This is a genomic window from Stenotrophomonas sp. YJH_SMC_135 (assembly GCF_059372355.1).
In genome coordinates, this window is the sequence record NZ_JCAFVN010000001.1 from 796,143 (window position 1) to 814,623 (window position 18,481).

Below are 18,481 nucleotides of genomic sequence, written 5' to 3' on the forward strand. Positions count from 1 at the left end.
TCATGCCGCCTTGAACTTCAGGAGGCGCAGCCCATTGACGACAACCAAAAGACTTGCCCCCATGTCAGCGAACACAGCCATCCACATGGTGGCATGCCCTGTGAACGTCAACGCAAGGAACACCGCCTTGATGCCAAGGGCCAGAACGATGTTCTGCGTGAGGATCGCCGCAGTGCTACGCGACAGCCGGATGAAGGCGGGGATCTTGCGCAGGTCGTCGTCCATCAGGGCGACGTCGGCTGTTTCGATCGCGGTGTCGGTGCCGGCCGCGCCCATGGCGAAGCCGATGTCGGCACGGGCGAGCGCGGGCGAATCGTTGATGCCGTCGCCCACCATGCCCACCTGGCCCTCGCCGCCGACCAGGCTTTCGATGGTCTTGAGCTTGTCTTCGGGCAGTTGGTCACCACGGGCTTCAGAGATTCCGACCTGGGCAGCGATGGCCGCGGCCGTGTGCTGGTTGTCCCCCGTCAGCATCAGCGTGCGCACACCCAGCGCCTGCAGGTCGGCCACCGCCTCACGGCTGGTTTCCTTCACGGTGTCGGCCACTGCAAAAATGCCGAGCACGGTCGCATCGTCCATCAGCAGGATCGCTGTCTTGCCTTGGCGCTCCAGGGTCTCCAGCCGAGCCTGGAGCGTCGCTTCGCTCAGGCCCAGCTCCTGGGCGAGCCTGTGGTTGCCCATGTGCAACATGCGCCCGGCGACGCGGCCGCGCACGCCGCGGCCAGGCAGCGCCGCGAAGTCGTCGACCTCGTGCAGCGCGATGCCGTCACGGTTCGCCTTGCGGGCGATGGCCTGAGACACAGGATGGTCCGAGCGTGCCGCGAGGCTTGCGGCCCAGGCGGCAACTTCCTGCGCCTCGCCGATCAGCGGCACGAAGTCGGTCTGCTCGGGCTTGCCATGTGTGAGTGTGCCGGTCTTGTCCAGGGCCAACGCCTTGAGCTTGCGCCCGCCCTCCAGGTAGACGCCACCCTTGATCAGGATGCCGCGTCGGGCGGCAGCGGCCAAGCCGCTGACGATGGTGACCGGCGTGGAGATGACCAGAGCGCAGGGGCAGGCGATCACCAGCAGTACCAGGGCCTTGTAGACCCAGTCAAACCATGCGCCGCCGAAGGCGAGCGGCGGCACGACGGCAACCAGCACGGACACCGCGAACACCGCCGGCGTGTAGACGCGGGCGAACTGGTCGACGAAGCGCTGCGTGGGCGCACGGCTGCCCTGCGCGGACTCCACGGCATGGATGATGCGCGCGAGCGTCGAGTCGCTGGCGCCTGCGGTCACCTTGTATTCGAAAGAGCCGGTCTCATTGATGGTTCCGGCGAAGACCTGGTCACCTTCGGCCTTCTCGACGGGCAGGCTCTCGCCGGTGATGGGCGCCTGGTTGATGGCCGATCGACCCGAGGTGATCAGGCCGTCCAGTGCGATGCGCTCGCCAGGACGCACGCGGACCACCGCGCCCTTTGCGACCTCCTTGGCCGGCAGCTCTGTCCATGAGCCATCGGCCTGCCGCACGGTCGCGGTCTCGGGCGCCAAGTCCATCAGCCCCCGAATGGCGTTGCGGGCGCGGTCCAGCGACTTCGCCTCGATCACTTCCGCCAACGCGAACAGGAACATGACCATGGCGGCCTCCGGCCAGTGGCCGATCGCCATGCCGCCGGTGACCGCGATGGCCATCAGGGCGTTCATGTTCAGGTTGAGGTTCTTCAGCGCGATCCAGCCCTTCTTGTAGGTGCTGAGGCCGCCGGTGAAGATCGAAACCAGTGCCAGCACGATCACGGCCCAATGATTGCCGTCGTTGACCCAGTACACGCCTTCGGCGGCCACCGCCGCAACGCCCGAAACCGCCATCGGCCACCAATTGGTCTTGTGCGCGGCCACCGGGGCATCGCGCGGCTCATCAGTCCTCTGGACCTCGGCTTCCATGCCCAGCGATTCGATGGCTTCGACTGCCGGCTTGATCGCGTCGGGTGTGTGCCGAACCGTGAGCGTGCGCTGCATCAGGTTGAAATCCATTCCCTGCACGCCCGGCATGCCTTGCAGCTTGCCGCGGATCAGACTTTCCTCGGTCGGACAGTCCATCTTCGCGATGCGAAGTACCGTGGTGGCTGTCTGCATGTCCTGCCGCGCAGCCTGCATTCCAATGGAAGCAAGCGCCTTCTCGATCGGCGCTGAGGTCGCCAGCGTGTGCTGGACTCCCAGCACACGCTGCATCAGATTGAAGTCGAGCGCGGTCACACCCGGCAGCTTGCCCAGCCGGTCGCGGATCAGCGCTTCTTCCGTCGGGCAATCCATGTTCTCGATCCGGTACGTCACCCGCTCGCCGATCGGCGGCGCGGAAACGGCAGCGGTTGGTTGCTGCTGCAGGGCCGAGGATGGGATCACAGCCGCGGCTTCGATCGGCCCCGTGTGGCCGAAGGTCTGCTCCTTGGCGCGCATGCCGATCGAGGCCAGGACCTGCTCCATCTGCGCGCGTGCCTGAGCGAGGTGTTTCACCGACAGGGTGCGCTCAGCGAGGTCGAAGTCGAGGTCCTGAATTCCCTCGACTGCCCCGAGGTGCGAGCGGATGAGTTTCTCCTCGCTCGGGCAGTCCATGTTCTCGATGCGGTAGGTGGTCGACACGGCGGCGTCTCGGACAGCCTGAGCCTTCATGCCCACCGAATTCAGCGCTTGCTCCAAGGCATCGGCCGAGACTTCGCGGTGCGAAATGGTCAACAAACGCTGCGGAAGATCGAACAGGAGCCGCTCGACACCGGGCATGCCCTCCAGCGTTCGCCGCACCAGTGCTTCCTCATTGCGGCAATCCATGTTGCTCACGTGGAAAACGGTGGTTTCAGTGCTGGCCTGCTCACTGGCGCACGCCGTCTGTTGGCCATTGCCGCCGGAGCAGGCGCATGGGCTGGAAGGTTCTTTGTTCATAGATCGCTCTTCATTGACAAGGTTTTCCCCGGATGCCATCATTAGAAAACCTCTAGTAGATATAGAGTCAAGTTTTTTATAGGAAGCAACCATGATGCGGATCGGTGAACTGGGCAAGAAGGCAGATTGCTTGGTGCAGACCGTGCGCTTTTACGAGTCAGAAGGCTTGCTGCCCGAGCCTGCACGTAGCGAGGGCAACTTCAGGCTCTATGACGAAGTCCATTTGCAGCGCTTGCTGTTCATCCGCCGCTGCCGGGCGAAGGACATGACGCTGGATGAGATCCGTCAACTGCTGAACTTACGGGATCGGCCAGAGTTGGGCTGCGGCGAGGTGAACGCGCTGGTCGACGCTCATATCGCGCAAGTGCGGACCAAGATGAAGGAATTGCGCGCCTTGGAGCGCGAGTTAATGGATCTGCGACGCTCCTGCGATAGCGCCCGAACCTCGCGCGAGTGCGGCATTCTCAACAGCTTGGCCGAGCCCGCCTGAAGCTCGAGCGTGTCATCGGTGCTGGAAGTGATCGGGTCCAGTTCTGAGAGCCACGTGCCGCGCTCCATCATGCGAAAGCGCGCGATTCTGACGTTTTGAGACGGCGTGCGACCGAGGGCGTGGCCCACAGGAGCCAGCGCGAGCCGGACGACCTGCGCGCCGCAATCTCCGCCACCTTACGGGTTCTCCAGGCCAGACCGAGCATCGCGGCGTGGCTGCGCAGGTGCAGGTGCAGGCCAAGGTAGCAGTGCGCCACGACGCGGCCCGACTCATGGGCACGCCACGCAACTCGCGATCGCTTCGCAAGAAGCCGCAAGGCCCGACTCGCGCAAGAATGCGACGTGGGCAAGATCGTATAGCCAGCAGCGCAAGCGTTTGCCGCTGCTGGCCGGCTCCGGAAGGGATAGACAAGCTGCGGGCCGTAGTCCATTGGAAAGTCCATCTTTCTTGAGTGTCACTCTTTGGCGCCCAGCGTGTGCTTTTGCGACCGGAAAGCGCTGAACAAGTGGCCCCCGGGCATCCAGAAATCGCCGTAGTTGACTTGGGCGTCTTCGTGCTCACGCTTGTGATGCCAGCGATGGGCTTCAGCCACCCCGATCAACAATCCCAACGGCCCGACCCGGTATCCCAGATTGGAGTGCTGGAAGGCCAGATGCACGACCAAGAAGCCGAGCCATGCGCCGACGGCCAACCACAGCTTGGAACGCCGCTACTGGCTCAACGGGGAGTGGAAAGGCCGCCCGCCCTCTAGCAAGGCGGCACAAGCGAGCGCGACGATCACTGTGAGTAGCTCCGTCGGAAAAGACGGCCGGCCGGTCGCGAGCTCGCCGAAGAGCACAACCGCAGTGGCGCCACGGATCAGTGGATAGCAGCCATACCGGATGACAGTCGCAATGAAGGGGGCGCATTGGTGCTCATCTGTTCTGTCCTAAAGCTCTGACTGGATTGGAAAACCTTCTAGCTACGGTAGAGTCAAGGGCGTCCGGGAAGACCCTGTGGCAAGTTCGTTGCATCTGCGCCTTGACTCTCCAGCCGCTACAGGCTTCAGCATCCATCGATTTGGAAGGAACAATGCATGGCTGAAAACCACAGAAATCACGAAAACGACGAGTTGGGCCGCCTAGATGCGAGCGATGCGAAGGACCGAAAGATTCTTCTGACTGTGTTGCTGATCAACCTGACGCAGTCCGCCGCCGGCATTGCCCTTGGCATCTGGGCTGGCTCTACGGCGCTGATGGGCGCCGGGTTGGACAACCTCGCCGATGCGTCGGTCTATGCGGTTAGCCTGTATGCCGTCGGTCGTGCGGCAACGGTCAAGGTGGGCGCGGCCCGCTTGTCGGGTTTCTTGCTAATCGGCCTGGCCGCGCTGCTGCTGTTGGAAGTCCTACGCCGCTTCGCTGGAGGGGAAGAGCCTGTCGGCCCAGCCATGATGGCCATGGCCGCGCTGAACGCGGCTTTGAACCTAGTGTGCCTCAGACTACTGCGCCGCCATCGCGGGGAAGATGTGAACTTCAAGGCGTCAGCGATCTTTACCAGCAACGACTCCATCGTCAATGGTGCGATTGTGCTGTCCGGGGTGCTGGTGATGGGGTTCGGGTCGAACATCCCGGATCTGGTGCTGGGCGTCATCGTGGCCGCAATCGCAGCGAATGGGGGGCGGGAAATCCTGCGCGAAGCATCGGAAACAGCTCGCCGTAAGGCGGGCACATAAGGCATGTTTTCGCCCAGTTCATCCCGAGGTTTACCTCTGCAAAAGAGGTAGTCCAGCCTTTGGGCTACGGCCTCGGCTGCAGCCGAGCGTACCATTGGCGATGGCCGCGCGATAGGCGGGCATGCCGTTCTCGACCTCCGTCTGCCGTACAGCAGCGGTGCGCAAGGTTGAGGGTGCATGTCGTCTCTCCTGTTCGTGTGGCCCAGGCCAATGGCCGGGCCGGGACGTTGATGGGCAGGAGAATGGCGCCGAAGGCCCAACGGCCTTCGGCTCGGGAGAAAAGAGGAACCACCCGTGGGCTGATTGGCAGGCCCGGTCGTCGCTAGAACCGTCTGCTCATCAAGCAATCACACCCGGCCCATGTCGTGGCTGGGGCCGGCATCGTCTGGCGCACATCCGCGCACAAAGGGAGCCCGTTTTTGCACCGGCGGGCACCGGCACCGATTACCGCTGACCACGAAGGGTCTCCCGGTGGCTCGTGCAGCCTGGCAAGCCACCGGGAGACCCTTCGCAGAGGGCGGAAGAAACGCAGATCAACAGAACGCGCGTGGTGCGGCTCGCAGAGAAGCTACCTTCAGGTCCCGCGGCCGGGGACGGCTGGGCGGGACGCGCACACGGATCAAGAAGGCGTTGCGCGCTGGGCGTCCCGCAGGGCATGCGGCGGAGTGCGGGACAGGGGCCACGCCGCCGAAGGCGGGCACGGCTCACGGGGAACGGGGGCGGTCAGGAGCCTTTGCGGCCGCTACGGCGCGGGCGCGAGGCGCCGCGCTTGGAGCTGCCGGATTCGACTGGCAGCGTGCCTTTGCAGTCCGGGTAGCGGCTGCACGACCAGAACGGGCCGCTCTTGCCGCTGCGCTGGCGCGTGGGTGCGCCGCACTGCGGGCATGCCGGCCCTTGGGGAACCTTGATGGACAGGGAGGCGCTGCCGTACTGCGCAATCAACTGCGAAATCCACGCGGCCTGCTTGCCGATGAACACGTCCAGGGTGAGCTGTCCGGCCTCGATCATGTCGAGCGCCTGTTCCCAGACGGCGGTGGTGCCAGGGTCGGCAATCGCCGCAGGCACGGCATCGATCAAAGTGAAAGCCGCATCCGAGGCGCGGATGGCGCGCCCCTTCTTCACGAGGTAGCCGCGAGCGATCAGGCCGCCGATGATGTTGGCCCGCGTCGCTTCGGTGCCGATGCCAACCGTATCCTTGAGCTTCTGCTTCAGGCGGGGATCGGACACCAGCTTGGCGACGCCTTTCATGGACTTGACCAACTCGCCTTGCGTGTACGGTTTGGGCGGCAGCGTCTTGAGTGCCTTGAGATCGACGTCGGCCACCTGGCATGCCAGGCCCTCATACAGTTTCGGCAGCGCGGGCAGCACCTGGGCGCGGACCGCAGTATCGCCCTCGCCATCACCGTCTTCGGCCTGCGGCTCGGCGAGCACCTGGCGCCAACCCGGGATGACAACCTGCTTGCCCGTGGCCGCCAGGTTCTGCCCCCCGCACGAAAACTTGGCCACAGTGCGGTCGAACTCGTGGTGAGGGAGGAACTGCGCCAGGTAATGCGACCGGATGAGCCTGTACACGGCCAGTTCCTTCTCGCTCATGGCGGAGAGCTTCGCCGGTTCGAGCGTCGGGATGATGCCGTGGTGCGCCGTGACCTTGCCATCGTTCCAGGCGCGCGAGCGCTGCGAGCGGTCGAGCTGGCCCATGATCGAGCGCAGCGAGGGATCGGTCTTGAGCAGGCTGTCGAGAACGGTGGGCACTTCGGCAAACATGCTCTCGGGCAGGTAGCCGGAGTCCGAGCGGGGGTACGTCGTGGCCTTGTGCGTCTCGTACAGGGCTTGGGCAATCTCCAAGGTTTCCTGCACGTCCAGCCCAAGCTGCTTGGAACACACTTCCTGCAAGGTGCCCAGGTCGAACGGCAGCGGCGGGCCTTCGCGGACACGCTCAGTCTCCACCGACACGACGTGGGCACTGCCCGCAGCGCGGATCTGCTGCATGGTCTGCTGTGCGACCGGCTGCCGCAGGCAGCGGCCTGCGTCGTCGGTGCACGCATCGGGTGGAACCCATTGCGCGGCGAAAGTCGAACCGCCTGCGAACAGGGACACGGCGATGGCCCAGTATGGTACGGACACGAAGCGCGCGATCTCGCGGTCGCGGTCCACAACGAGCTTGAGCGTCGGGGTCTGTACGCGGCCGACCGACAGCACGCCGTCGTAACCCGCCTGTCGCCCCAGCACCGTGAACAGCCGGCTCAGGTTCATGCCCACGAGCCAATCCGCACGGGAGCGCGCCAGCGCCGAGTGGTACATCGAAAGCGTCTCGGCCGAAGGCCGCAGCTTGCCCAGTGCCGCCCGAATGGACGCATCGTTGAGCGCCGACAGCCACAGGCGTTCGATGGGGCCGCGGTAGCCGCAAAGCTCCACGATCTCGCGGGCGATCAATTCGCCCTCGCGGTCGGCATCGGTGGCGATAACCAGGTGAGTCGCCTTCGCCAAGAGCGCCTTGACGACCTTGAATTGCGTGGCGGTCTTCGGTTTGACCTCGACCCGCCAGTGCTGGGGAATGATGGGCAACTGCTCAACGGACCATCGTTTGAGCTGCTCGTCGTAGGCCTCGGGCGGCGCCGCCTCCACGAGATGGCCGATGCACCAGGTGACCGTGACGCCGGAACCGTTGAGGCAGCCTTCACCGCGCTGCGTGGCGCCGAGAATCCGGCCAATGTCTTTGCCCTGGGAGGGCTTCTCGCACAAGAACAGCCGCATATCCGTCCATCCCGATTCCTGTTGTTCATGGAGTTGCTGGGATCGAGGATGCCGAGCGCAGCCCCTGGCAGCAGCAAACAAGCCGCATGCGGCAGCGACCGCTTTCACGCCGATGAAATGGCGAGTGCGGGGAAGGTGCGTGGCCGGAAGTGTGCGGGCCGAGAGCCGCGATTTCCGGGAGCGCGCGTGGAACTCGGTGGACGTTGGTGGAGCTATCCCCTGGGGATAATTCGCAGCGCATGGAGGGCGGCGAAGCACTGCGGCAGCCGCCCTCCATGCCCGATCACTTCCTGCGCTTGGTCTCTTTCGGCGCCGTCGATTCCTGGGTGGCCTGGGGCTTCGGCTCTGCCTCCTGTGGCTTCGGGCTGAGGGCCACAGACTCGATGCGGTACGGCAGGATGCCGACACTGCGCGCGTTGACCTGCCAAGTCTCACGCGGCTGATCTTCGTTGTCCGTCCAGGGGTCGCGCTCCATGCGGCCGACGACCAGCACCCGCATGCCCTTCTGGTAGAGCTGCTGCCAGCGGTCGGCGTCGTGGTGCCAGAGTTCCACCGGCGCCCAGAAGCCGCCGCGGTCCTCGAACTCGCCGCCCTTGGTGGGGACGGGGTTGTCGAAGTACACGTTCAGCCGGAGCAACCGGCGAGGATCGTCGTTGCCATTGGGGAATTCGCGGTACTCGGGAGGCGATCCGATGTTGCCCTCGCCGATGAATTGTGTGCTCATGTTGGAATCTCCGTGGTGGTTGAAATACCCGTGCCTCGTTGGGCTCGGGCGCGTGCTCGGATGGCAGGCGCAATCACCGATCGCGCACTGCGGCAGGAACGGACGCGAGCCGGCGCAGGTAGGTGTTGTCCGCCTGCGCGGCCTTGCTGGCGCATTCCTGTGCTTGCCTGCCCAGGGTGTGCAGCAGGCTGATCTGCATGTTCAGCATGACGCGCTGCAGTTCGATCTCGTGCAGGTCGTGCAGCAGGTTGACCGGCGTGCTGGGGCTCGCCATCAGCTCCTGCCACAACGCCACGCCCATGGCCGATCGATCGTGCTTGCGCCAGCGAAGAAAGGTCGTGCCTGCGCCAGTGGTCTGCTGGGCCAGCTCGACGGGAAGCAGGTGGAAGGGATGCCCGCACGCCTGTGGCAGCACCTGTCGCTGCGCCAGGGCAATCAACTCGTCGCGCATGGCGAAGCACTGGCTGGCCCAGGCCTCGAAGTCCCCTTTACCTTTAAAAGGCTTTAAAAGGCCTTTTAGAGAGGCCGCGTGTTCCAGCCGCATGAAGGCTGGCTGTTCCAGACGACGGAAGTAGCGCGGTTCGCGGTTCGGGTCGCTCATGCCGGTTCGTCCTCGCCGGCGGCTGTGGACTTGGCCTCGGCCGAATCGGCGGCAGCGCCTTCGTCGGTGGGAGATGCGGCTGCGGCAGCGCTATCACCACGCTGTTGCAGACCACGGCGCACGACGGGCGGCGCAAACTTCGAGCGGCGCATGCCTTCGAGCACGTCCTGCGGCAGTTCGCCGAACTTCTCCAATGCTGCCCGAGCTGCGGCGTTCTTGGCCGCGAAGTCGTCGCGGGTGCAGCCCGAGTAGCGGTATTGCTGGGCCAGGCTGAACAGGCTGCGCAGCGCGTGGGCACCTTCGTTGAGCCAGCGCTCCAACGTCGAGCGATCGATCAGCGCGGTGTGGTGGGCGAGGATCAGCTTGCGGGCGATGTCGTCGTAGTCGGCCAGCAGATAGACGGCGGCAAAGCCGAGCTGCGCGTTCACGAACAAGGGGAGCTTCACCGGCTGCACGTTGAGGTTCTCACCCAGGCTCAACGCCGCAGGCACGCCGGCCAGTGCCTGGTCAACCTGCTCGCGCAGCGATTGCAACGTGGTCCTGGTCTGGTCGAGCTTTTCCTCGATGCGCAACATCCACCAGTCGCTGTACGGGTCGTCCTGCTCCGAGCCGCGCTTCATCTTGTTCATCACGGCGATGTAGCCGTTCAGGCCGACGATGCCGGGTCGCCCCTCGGCGGCGGCGCGGCCATGCCAGATGCGCGAGGCGTGGTGGGTGTGAAGCGTCAGCGACATCGCGCTGCGCAAAGAGCCGAGATTGAGTTGCAGAGGTTCGTTGGTTGCCATGGCGTCCGCTCGCTTGGGAAAAGGAGCGGTCAGGATCGGCACGCAACGGAAGGCAGTCAGTCAACAAACCGAAATGAACCGGGACCCGGTTGTCGTGGCAGCGGTGGCCTGTGACACGAGCTATCCCCAGGGGATAGCTCCATCGAAAGCCATGGAGCGCTGCTCGCGCAAATGGTGCGTGCGCTCATGCAACCGACGCCATTACGGCCCCCCTGGACCGAAGTGCCATGCCGTGCCTGTCGGCGTTACAGCTTGTAGTACATCTATCCCCTGGGGATAGCTCTACTGACGGCCATCGACGTCTGCTTCACGCCCTTGTCGCTCGTCGCGCTCAGCTACTGCGCAGAAGGTCGCGCAGCCGGTCAATGTGCTGCCGGGCCACCTCGGGTGGAACCACATTGCGCGGTGGTTCAGGCGGTGCATCTCGTGCAGGGGCAGGTGGCGGTGCTGACCCGGCTTGCTTGGCCCAGGCGTTGAACTCGCCACGGATGGCGCGCTGGATGATGCCGAACAGGTAGCCTGCCGGGTTGCGGATGGTGCTGCCGCGACAGCGATCCGCCCATTCGTCCAGCACGGCCTGGCGTAGCGGAGCATCGACCTGCTGCAATGCCACGATGGCGGCGGCCTGCTGCTCTTCCTTCAAGCCGAGAAAGCGATCAGGCAGGCGAACTCCTGGCATCGCACGCGCCTGCCCACGCTCACGCGCGGTAGTACGTACTTCATTCATACGACTACTACGTACAGTACGGTCCTGCTTCGGATTCCGAAGAGCGCCGTCTGACGCGGGTTTCGGCCCTGCTTCGGAATCCGAAGAGGGGTCATCAGAATTCCGAAGAAGGCTCGGCGCCCCTTCTTCGGAATCGTGAACCCTATCCTTCTGTGGATAACTCTCCTGCGACCCAATGCCCTGGCTCGCGAGGCGTTCGGCAAGGACCTGCAGCCGCGAGGGCAACGTGCGGCCAGACAACAACGGGTCTTCGGCGATTTCCTTGAGGGTGTGCAAGCCCACGACCTGGACGGCCTTGGCCGAATGGCCCAGGGCTTGGCTGACGAGCTCCAAGTAGTCCGGGTCGAGCTGCATCGCCTCGAAAGGCGTCAGGGGCTCATCGTGCAGGACGTAGAGGTTGCCGAGGATGCGCCCGGTCTTGGGGTCACGCCTGCGGCGCACGAGACTCAACCAGCGAGTCAGGCGCAACAGCGTCAGCGCCCGTGCCACGGTCTCGTGAGAGGCCTGTCCGGCGCAGGGCATTGACGCGAGCCACGGGCGAAGTTGCTCATACGTCGGAAACGCCGTGACCCCATCCTCGTTGAGCATCATCCGAAAGACTTGCCAGGCATTGCGTTCCAGCGGCGTCAGGCGTCGGTCCAGGAACAGCCGTCGCGGCACGCTCTCGTGCCGATTGCCGCTGAACAGAAAACCGTCGCCGGTTGCGGAGACAGGAGATGTTGCGGATGCGGGAGCTGGCGCGGACGCGGGCGGGCGAGGTTTCGGTGCAAGGTCTTTCAGCGCGCTGTCGAACAGATCAGCGAGGGCGACCGGGCCTTGGCGTGGTGCTCGTGGTGCAGCGTCGTCCACGGCCATGACTCAACCCAATCCCTGATCGATCCAGTTCTTGATCGCAGCCCAGACCACCGACAGCGGCAGTTCCATGCCTTCGGCGAGGTCCATTGCCGCATCAAGAACCGAGGTCTCATCCTCCAGCTCGACATTCCTGCTGCTGGTCACGGCCTTCCAGCGTCGCCACAGCTCGGTGTCCTGCTCCTCGTCCAGAACCGGATGGCGCCCCTTGCGTTTGGGCAGGCCGAGAACTTCACGCCGTAGCGCGACTTCCTGGTGCGTCAGCCCATAAAAACGGCTCGCCATTTCCGTACTGGCCCCCAGGCGCAACATGCGATCGACGGTGGCGATCTCCTTCTCCACGTCCTGCGCCTGTTTGAGCAATCGCCGGAGCACTTCCCGGTTCACCGAGACAGAGCACCACGAGACGCTGGCATTGGCCAGTACGCTGATCAGCGCCGGATGCTTGAGCGCATCCAATTCTTCCTCACCGAATCCCATCGCCTTGCAGCGGCGCAGTTGCCCGTTGCGCAGATCGTAGAGCGCCTGCGCGATGACGGCCTGGTTGAGTGGGTTAGGTGCGGACATGCGGGCCTCCCTCGCTCAGGTCCCAGGACCGAGAGCGCCGGCTTCCAGATCCAGCAGGCGCCGGGCCAGCCGCAGCAGACGAAACAGCTTGACCAGCGCGGTGTCGCTCAATCGCCGGGCCCCGTCGGCATGACGTTGGCCTTGGCCGTGCAACAGCGCTGGCAGGTCGGTGACGAAGTGCCCGCCGTCCAAGCCCACGTCGGCCGACTGCTGACCGGCCAGGGAAACCAGCAGCGCGAGCACGGCACGTGCGAGCGGCGACGAAACCTGGGTCGGGGCACGACACGCGAACCCGATGCCATCTGAACGATCCTCGACACACGCGTCCAGGTCGACCTCGCCCGCGATCTCGCGCGCGAACTGCGCGATGTGGACGCGCAGGCGGCCGGGTGCGTCGAGACCTGGGTCGATATGCCAGATGTCCGAGATGGGATAGAGGCCACCGGCCTGCACGGGAATCGACTGCAGCACGTTGGCCGAGAAGTCGGGCGGAAGCGCATCGCCCAACTGGTCGGCGACCATGCGCTGGATGGACTGGAGCCGCTGCGTCGTGGGTGCCGGAGAGACGATGTGCTCGTCAAGTAGATCGCCAGCCGCTGCCGCAGGGGTGGCTGCGGATGCCTCACGCGGGGCCGCATCGTCCTGGGGCCTTGTCGGCGCGGCGGCAGAGTGGCCTGCAGAATGTGCTGCTGTGGCGGGGGACGGTGCCGGTTCAATCGGCGGCCGTGCGATGGCCCCAGGCTCAGGCAATGCCGGCGGCGCCGATGGCGGGGTTGGGTCGCTGACCAGGGCGCGGTGGCGGCTCTCGGATTCGGTCAGGTCCAGGGCAAGCACGTCGTAGTCGATGCCCAGCAGCTCGGACATCTGACCGATCAACTCGTCCTGCACACGCTGCGGCGAGAACTCGTCGGCCTGGGTATCGAACTGCGACAGCACTTCTTGGAAGAAACTGTCGAAGTCGAGCGGCAGGGAGCGGCCCTTGGCATAGTGCTCCCACGTGCGCTCACTGGCCTTGCGCATGACCGACAGCCGCTCGACCTGGTGGCGACCGAGGCCACCATACAGCACGGTCGGGATCGCAGGCAGCAGGTAGCGCACCGCATCGGCCATGCGGCTGATGTGTGACTGCTGCACGGGGAAGCCGTCGGCGCCCAAGCGACGGGCCAGCTCGGACTGGCTCAAGGTCGTGCTGCTTTCCGCTTCATAGAACTCGCGCGCCTTCTCGACGCCGAGGGCGCGCTCGATGAACGTCAAGCCGCCACGCAGTTCGTTCTCGGCGAGGTGCCCGGTCAGCGCGACGATCTCCCCGCGCGCAGGCCACGGCCGGAACAGGCACGATATGCGGAAGAAGCGCTCGTCCTTCGTTTCTGTCCAGAGTTCGCGCAGGATCGCCAGCCTGGTGTTGCCGCCGTTGCGGATGATGTAGTGCGCCTCGCCAGGACGGCGTGTGATGGCTGGCGCCGCATCCAGGCCGCGCTCGCGGATGGAGGCCTTGATTTCATCGTAGGCCGAGTTGCGCTTTTTGCGGGGATCGTGGTCGTAGGGCCGCAACTGGTCCAGCGTCACGACCATCGGCGTGTCGGCGATGGGGTCACTCAAAGCCGTGGCCGATGGCCCACTGCGCTCGAACCCGGCGGCAAGCAGCTTGCCGGCCATGTCCTGGGAGGTCATCTCAGCCATGGCCGCATCCCTCGGCGTTGGCGGGCCGGGCCATGCGGGCCTCGCGCTCGGCTCGGCGGATCTGCGCACGGGCATTGAGGTCTGCCCGGTAATCGCTCGCTGTCGAGCTGGTGTAGATGGCGGCGCAGCCGGTCTTGGTGAATTTGAGGTGTCCACCCCGAGTACGTTTGACGTGCCAGCCTTCGCTCACCGCAAACTCGATCAGGGCGCGCAGTCGCTTGTGGCCACGGGACAGTTCATGTGCGCTCGCCACGGGACCTCCCGGTTTCAATAGAACGTGGAGGACGGCCGGACACGCGGGCGAATCTGTCTTGCCACTGCGGGAACAGTTCGCCGGCGAGCGTGCGCATGGTGTCGAGCGCAGCGGGCGCAACTCTGCCTGGTGGCTGTCGATACTCGACGCGATGCACCGGCATGCCGCGGGTTGCAGCGCGCGGATAGGCTTCGATGGCCGGCACGTCGGTGCCCAGCACGCGGATGCCCGTGTGATCCTGAAATAGGTCGTGCAGCGCCTGCTGGATCATGCGTGCGTTGGCGGACACGGGGTGGACACGATTGATGAGTAGGTGCAGCGGTGGCGGTTCGATGCCAAGGTGCCGATACGGCGCGATGTCCTCCAGCAACTGCATGGTGCCGCGCCGCAGTTCGCGGGCCGCAAGGATTTCCGGGGTCACGGGTGACAGCGCCAGGCCGGAGGCGAGCACCGCCATCTCCAACAGCACCGAGCGCGCGCCTTGGGTGTCGATTAGCACCAGGTCATAGAGCGGCGCCAGCGCCGGCAGCAGGTGGCGCAACCGCAGGCGCCCGTCTGGCGCGTGCAGCAGCAAGGTGTTCAGTTCACCCCGGTGGTCGTTCGAGAGCACCAGGTCCAGGCCCGCGATGATGGTGCGGGACACGAGCTGGTCGAGACCGCGCTCGTTGAACGCCAGCAGCTCATAGATGCCGCCGGGCGCGCGGTGAGCCAGATCGTAGTAGGAGGACAAGGTGGGCTGCACGTCGAGATCGAGCAGCAGCACGCGCAGCCCCGCGTCCGCGGCGAGCCCGCCGAGGTTGGCGGCCGTGGTCGTCTTGCCGACGCCACCTTTCGTTGAAATGATGGATACGACCTGCATGGCGCTCTCCGTTTGGCGATGGGAAGTCCGAGGGGGAGCGAGTCAGGTGCGGTTGTTAAGGCGTTCGGCGATCCACTGATCGATCTCGACCGAATCCCAGCCCACCGCGCGCACGCCAAGGCGCAACGCCTGTGGAAACTGGCGCTTCTTCATCAGGTTGTAGATGTGGGCGCGTTTGAAGCCGGACTTCGCTTCAACTTCATCGAGCCGCAGGATGCGGCGCTCGTGCGGTGGCAGTACAGGTACTTGCGACATGGCGGTCACTCCTGAACGCTCAGTGGCGTTTGTTGGCGTGACCTCTATTCAATAGACATGGCTGCAAAAAGACATTGCAAATGCAATCTCCGAGACTGCACATACAAGATGGAAGAATTCACGCGGCTGCGCTACGCACATTCTTCCTGGCGTTGGCGAACTTGCCGTTCAAGGTTCGCTCCGTGATGCCCATGGTGCCGCCATAGTGGGCGAGCAATGCGGTGACGATTGCCTCCTGCGTCTTGAAGCTGGAGTACGGCACACCCGATGGGGATTGACCCAGCATCAGCGTCAGCATGCCACCGATGATGTTCAGGTACGTGGTCTCCGCTCGATCACTGATCGCGCACTGCTTGGATGCCAACAGCACCGCGGACTGCTTGAGCAAGGCTTCGTGTTGCGCTTGAAGTTTGCGCATCTCACGCCGGCTATGGTCCAGCGCGGCCTGCAGAGCCTGCCGTTCCAGCAGGATTGCCTGTCCTGTTTCCAGGGTGATGGAGGGATGCGCCATGCGCTCGCTGCGGCTGAACAGGAATCCGGGTCGATGCTCAGGATAGTGAGTGCGCATCCAGCGTTTCAGATCGACGTGGCGGATGGTCAGATCGGGTGAACTCACCAACTCTGGGTCATTGAGCGTGATCCCGTTCTTGCCAAAGGGCAGTTCCGAGTTGAGGATGCCGTCGTAGATGCGTTCCGAGTACAGCCGACACTCGTTCCATCGCGGGCAGTCCAATGTCTGCGGCAGGCACCGCGGTGATGCGATCGAGGCGAGGATCGACGCCTTGTACCGCAACAACCCAGCCCACCGTATGGCAGCTTCGATGGGACGATAGAACACCTTTGATAATGGTGGCTCCTTGTGCATGTTTTCGTCTCCTTTCGGAAGCGCTACATCACCGGCTCCTTTCTCGCCCTGCCAAGGGCTGTTGTGTCGTTATGCCTGTGGCGGATGCCAGGGACGAATGCCCCGGAACGTGGGCGGACGAGATCATGGCATCCGCCACAGGTGGCCCTCTCTTGCTCAATGTGCAAGAATCGACCAGTTGCCGGCCCGTCGAGTAACAAGGAAGAAGCACGCTCGACAATGGCGCTCACGGTGCCAGCGTCATGGGGTGCGTCAGGCGTATCAAGACCGATTCGCTATGGTCTGATATCCCTACGGTTTCACAAGTCGCGCTGGGGCGCAGTCGTTGCTCAACGTCCAGAGGGACGCAGAGAAAACCGCGCGTGTGATGCTTGTTCTGGCATCCTGATATATCGACATAGCATCCAGCGATCCTGGGCTGTGGCCAGTTTGAGGCTGTTGCGCGCCGCTCCCACACGGTCGCCAGCTGACCAGGTGATGTGAACATGCGCCCCATCTTTCCTTGCTCGCCGCTTGGCCTTCATCACGAACAGCCTTGGGCTGTGGTGCGCACGGCATCAAACCAAGCGCGGTCTCAACGTTCGATGCTGATGCCATTCCTGACGCAAGGAGACCTGAGTGTCGAGCGGCGTTGCAGGGGCGGGCCTCTGGTAGCCGTGTATTCTGCGTCGGTTGTCAGGGGATGAAATGGCAGTCCTTGGACGCTGATGGAAGTTGTTGGATGAGTTTTGTTGCCGAGGGCGAAGAACAAGGCTATAATTCAGGCCTTCGCTGCTCACGGCGGCGAAGAATGTGATTGGGAAACAAGGATTTAGCGCCCTAGTGCCTGTCTCGTTTCCCGCTCCAGATTCAAGAAGAACGCTCCCGGAAGGGAGCGTTTTTCGTTTGTGTGCAGGGCACTTCATCCCTGCTTCACCGCCACCCCATCGCCTCACCACGCGTGCTCGCGAAGCTGTATCTCCGTTCCAGCCCGGCGATGCCGCGATGCCTCATCAATCCTCTGCTTACGACCACGATGTGGTCATCGTCGGCGCCGGTTTCGCCGGTGCCGCCTGCGCATTGGCCGCTGTCCAGTACGGGCTGCGCGTCTGCGTGCTGGAACGCAAGGCCGACCCCGGTGAGCGCCTGCACACCACCGGCATCGTGGTGAAGGAAGCGATGGAGCAGACCTGGCTGGGGCGCATGCCCGAGCATCTGGTGCAGCGGGTCGCAAACGTGCGCCTGTATGCGCCGAACCTTCGCAGCGTGTTGCTGGCCGCACCGGGCTATTACTTCCTCACCACCGATACGCCGAACCTGATGCGCTGGCTGGCCCGTGAGCTGCGCGCGAATGGCGTCGACCTTCGCCTGCAACAGTCCTTCACCGACGCCCATCGCAGTGGTGACGGCTGGCAGGTAGAAGGGGCAGGGCGCTGCGCCTATCTGGTCGGTGCCGATGGTGCACGCTCGCGCGTGGCACAACGCACCGGGCTTGGCCAGGTGCGTGACAACCTCTACGGCGTCGAGCGTGAGTTCGCCGGCCTGCAGGTGTCGCAGGGCGATGCACTGCATTGCTTCGTCAGCAAGCGCTACGCACCGGGCTACATCGGCTGGGTCGCGCAGAATCCGACCGGGCTGCAGGTGGGATTGGCGCTGCGTCATGACCCGCAACAGGTACGGCCGCCGGATATCGATGGCTTCCTCGACCACGTGCGCAATGTGGTCGGCATTCCGCCTTCGGCGCGTCCCTCGGCCACCCGCGCCGGCTTGGTCCCGTGCGGCCGGCCGGATGGGCCCTTCACCGGCCAACGCGTGATCCTGACCGGCGACGCGGCAGGCATCGTCTCGCCGCTGTCCGCCGGCGGCATCCACTCCTCGTGGCGGCACGGCTGGGCGGTCGGCGAGGCGATTTCCCGCCATCTGCGTGGGCAAGGGCCGGAAGCGGAACGGGTGGCGCGGCAGGTGGCGCCGGCATTCCATGGCAAGCGCCTGCTGCGCTGGGCGATGGACCATCTGCAGGCCGACTGGCCGCTCAACGCACTGCTGCACACGGGGGCCACGCGGCGCATCGCCGAGCAGGTCTACTTCCACCGCCGTGGCCTGCGCACGTAAAGCGAGCAGGCAGGGGCGCCTGAACGCCGTCCTTCGGTTCACGTGAAAATTCCTGTTGACGCCGTGCAGCAATATCGACACAATAGCGCTCCTTCGACGCAGGTCGAACGGAATCTGCGGGAATAGCTCAGTTGGTAGAGCGCAACCTTGCCAAGGTTGAGGTCGCGAGTTCGAGTCTCGTTTCCCGCTCCAGAATCAGAAAAACGCTCCCGCAAGGGGGCGTTTTTCGTTTGTCATGACGTTGGCCAGGCGGGTCGCTACAGGCGGGCCACGACATTTTCATGGTGGGCGTGGTAAGTCTGCAGCTGGGGGCGATTCCGACATTGGTGTCGCAATCGTCATGACGGGGGGCGC

The 18,481-nt window shown here is 64.4% G+C and carries 17 protein-coding genes and 1 tRNA gene; 4 read left to right on the plus strand and 14 right to left on the minus strand.

The features are described from left to right. On the minus strand, window positions 1-2,913 hold the full coding sequence (locus AC5P98_RS03965) for a heavy metal translocating P-type ATPase (RefSeq protein ID WP_003098961.1): 2,913 nt from the start codon (window positions 2,911-2,913) through the stop codon (window positions 1-3). A 91-nt stretch (window positions 2,914-3,004) separates the two neighbouring features. Between AC5P98_RS03965 and cadR the strand changes: the two genes are divergently transcribed. Further along, a complete protein-coding gene (cadR, locus tag AC5P98_RS03970; protein WP_003098965.1) occupies window positions 3,005-3,403 on the plus strand; it encodes a Cd(II)/Pb(II)-responsive transcriptional regulator in 399 nt (132 codons plus the stop codon). Between the two features lie 67 nt (window positions 3,404-3,470). Here the strand turns inward: cadR and AC5P98_RS03975 are convergent, their stop codons facing one another. Beyond that, complete coding sequence (locus tag AC5P98_RS03975; protein ID WP_011516992.1) at window positions 3,471-3,845, minus strand: DUF3703 domain-containing protein; 375 nt, start codon at window positions 3,843-3,845, stop codon at window positions 3,471-3,473. Between the two features lie 12 nt (window positions 3,846-3,857). Then, a complete protein-coding gene (locus AC5P98_RS03980) occupies window positions 3,858-4,067 on the minus strand; it encodes a sterol desaturase family protein (protein ID WP_014747696.1) in 210 nt (69 codons plus the stop codon). A 411-nt stretch (window positions 4,068-4,478) separates the two neighbouring features. Here AC5P98_RS03980 and AC5P98_RS03985 point away from each other — a divergent pair, with 411 nt between their 5' ends. Continuing rightward, a complete protein-coding gene (locus AC5P98_RS03985) occupies window positions 4,479-5,114 on the plus strand; it encodes a cation efflux transmembrane domain-containing protein (protein ID WP_003098972.1) in 636 nt (211 codons plus the stop codon). Between the two features lie 723 nt (window positions 5,115-5,837). Here the strand turns inward: AC5P98_RS03985 and AC5P98_RS03990 are convergent. The 11 genes from AC5P98_RS03990 to AC5P98_RS04040 form a co-directional block, all read right to left on the minus strand. Then, window positions 5,838-7,868, minus strand: coding sequence for a DNA topoisomerase III (locus AC5P98_RS03990; RefSeq protein ID WP_003116834.1), 2,031 nt, complete (start codon window positions 7,866-7,868; stop codon window positions 5,838-5,840). Between the two features lie 283 nt (window positions 7,869-8,151). Further along, window positions 8,152-8,592, minus strand: coding sequence for a single-stranded DNA-binding protein (locus AC5P98_RS03995; protein ID WP_003098976.1), 441 nt, complete (start codon window positions 8,590-8,592; stop codon window positions 8,152-8,154). A 73-nt stretch (window positions 8,593-8,665) separates the two neighbouring features. Beyond that, window positions 8,666-9,193 (minus strand): DUF3158 family protein, encoded by a 528-nt coding sequence (locus AC5P98_RS04000; RefSeq protein ID WP_003098978.1) that lies wholly within the window; start codon window positions 9,191-9,193, stop codon window positions 8,666-8,668. Continuing rightward, window positions 9,190-9,978 carry a PFL_4669 family integrating conjugative element protein gene (locus AC5P98_RS04005; RefSeq protein ID WP_012112316.1) on the minus strand — a complete coding sequence of 263 codons (789 nt, stop codon included), beginning with the start codon at window positions 9,976-9,978 and terminating at the stop codon, window positions 9,190-9,192. Before AC5P98_RS04005 ends, AC5P98_RS04000 begins: the two co-directional genes overlap by 4 nt. 331 nt (window positions 9,979-10,309) lie before the next feature. Continuing rightward, window positions 10,310-11,560: an STY4528 family pathogenicity island replication protein gene (locus AC5P98_RS04010; RefSeq protein WP_012112315.1), complete on the minus strand. Its 1,251-nt coding sequence runs from the start codon at window positions 11,558-11,560 to the stop codon at window positions 10,310-10,312. 3 nt (window positions 11,561-11,563) lie between these two features. After that, window positions 11,564-12,124 carry a DUF2857 domain-containing protein gene (locus tag AC5P98_RS04015; RefSeq protein WP_012112314.1) on the minus strand — a complete coding sequence of 187 codons (561 nt, stop codon included), beginning with the start codon at window positions 12,122-12,124 and terminating at the stop codon, window positions 11,564-11,566. A gap of 15 nt (window positions 12,125-12,139) precedes the next feature. Further along, on the minus strand, window positions 12,140-13,804 hold the full coding sequence (locus tag AC5P98_RS04020) for a ParB family protein (protein WP_012112313.1): 1,665 nt from the start codon (window positions 13,802-13,804) through the stop codon (window positions 12,140-12,142). Then, a complete protein-coding gene (locus AC5P98_RS04025) occupies window positions 13,797-14,057 on the minus strand; it encodes a hypothetical protein (RefSeq protein WP_012112312.1) in 261 nt (86 codons plus the stop codon). Before AC5P98_RS04025 ends, AC5P98_RS04020 begins: the two co-directional genes overlap by 8 nt. Continuing rightward, a complete protein-coding gene (locus AC5P98_RS04030) occupies window positions 14,041-14,916 on the minus strand; it encodes a ParA family protein (protein WP_012112311.1) in 876 nt (291 codons plus the stop codon). The genes AC5P98_RS04025 and AC5P98_RS04030 overlap by 17 nt, the downstream gene beginning before the upstream one ends. A 42-nt stretch (window positions 14,917-14,958) precedes the next feature. Then, window positions 14,959-15,171 (minus strand): AlpA family transcriptional regulator, encoded by a 213-nt coding sequence (locus AC5P98_RS04035; RefSeq protein ID WP_012112310.1) that lies wholly within the window; start codon window positions 15,169-15,171, stop codon window positions 14,959-14,961. A gap of 118 nt (window positions 15,172-15,289) precedes the next feature. Beyond that, complete coding sequence (locus AC5P98_RS04040; RefSeq protein ID WP_012112309.1) at window positions 15,290-16,036, minus strand: hypothetical protein; 747 nt, start codon at window positions 16,034-16,036, stop codon at window positions 15,290-15,292. A gap of 984 nt (window positions 16,037-17,020) precedes the next feature. On the opposite strand from AC5P98_RS04040, the gene AC5P98_RS04045 reads away from it, so the two are divergent. Both AC5P98_RS04045 and AC5P98_RS04050 read left to right on the plus strand, forming a co-directional pair. Continuing rightward, window positions 17,021-18,127 carry an NAD(P)/FAD-dependent oxidoreductase gene (locus AC5P98_RS04045; RefSeq protein ID WP_032959319.1) on the plus strand — a complete coding sequence of 369 codons (1,107 nt, stop codon included), beginning with the start codon at window positions 17,021-17,023 and terminating at the stop codon, window positions 18,125-18,127. A gap of 116 nt (window positions 18,128-18,243) precedes the next feature. After that, window positions 18,244-18,319 (plus strand) — tRNA-Gly (locus tag AC5P98_RS04050). The last annotated feature ends 162 nt before the right edge of the window (window positions 18,320-18,481 follow it).

Coding starts and splice junctions, on each gene's coding strand:
- AC5P98_RS03990 (WP_003116834.1), bottom strand. CDS start 7,868: ATGCGGCTGTTCTTGTGCGAGAAGCCCTCCCAGGGCAAAGACATTGGC.
- AC5P98_RS04030 (WP_012112311.1), bottom strand. CDS start 14,916: ATGCAGGTCGTATCCATCATTTCAACGAAAGGTGGCGTCGGCAAGACG.
- AC5P98_RS03965 (WP_003098961.1), bottom strand. CDS start 2,913: ATGAACAAAGAACCTTCCAGCCCATGCGCCTGCTCCGGCGGCAATGGC.
- AC5P98_RS04045 (WP_032959319.1), top strand. CDS start 17,021: ATGCCTCATCAATCCTCTGCTTACGACCACGATGTGGTCATCGTCGGC.
- AC5P98_RS03995 (WP_003098976.1), bottom strand. CDS start 8,592: ATGAGCACACAATTCATCGGCGAGGGCAACATCGGATCGCCTCCCGAG.
- AC5P98_RS03985 (WP_003098972.1), top strand. CDS start 4,479: ATGGCTGAAAACCACAGAAATCACGAAAACGACGAGTTGGGCCGCCTA.
- AC5P98_RS04010 (WP_012112315.1), bottom strand. CDS start 11,560: ATGGCCGTGGACGACGCTGCACCACGAGCACCACGCCAAGGCCCGGTC.
- AC5P98_RS04015 (WP_012112314.1), bottom strand. CDS start 12,124: ATGTCCGCACCTAACCCACTCAACCAGGCCGTCATCGCGCAGGCGCTC.
- AC5P98_RS04005 (WP_012112316.1), bottom strand. CDS start 9,978: ATGGCAACCAACGAACCTCTGCAACTCAATCTCGGCTCTTTGCGCAGC.
- AC5P98_RS04000 (WP_003098978.1), bottom strand. CDS start 9,193: ATGAGCGACCCGAACCGCGAACCGCGCTACTTCCGTCGTCTGGAACAG.
- AC5P98_RS03975 (WP_011516992.1), bottom strand. CDS start 3,845: ATGGACTTTCCAATGGACTACGGCCCGCAGCTTGTCTATCCCTTCCGG.
- AC5P98_RS04040 (WP_012112309.1), bottom strand. CDS start 16,036: ATGCACAAGGAGCCACCATTATCAAAGGTGTTCTATCGTCCCATCGAA.
- AC5P98_RS04035 (WP_012112310.1), bottom strand. CDS start 15,171: ATGTCGCAAGTACCTGTACTGCCACCGCACGAGCGCCGCATCCTGCGG.
- cadR (WP_003098965.1), top strand. CDS start 3,005: ATGATGCGGATCGGTGAACTGGGCAAGAAGGCAGATTGCTTGGTGCAG.
- AC5P98_RS04020 (WP_012112313.1), bottom strand. CDS start 13,804: ATGGCTGAGATGACCTCCCAGGACATGGCCGGCAAGCTGCTTGCCGCC.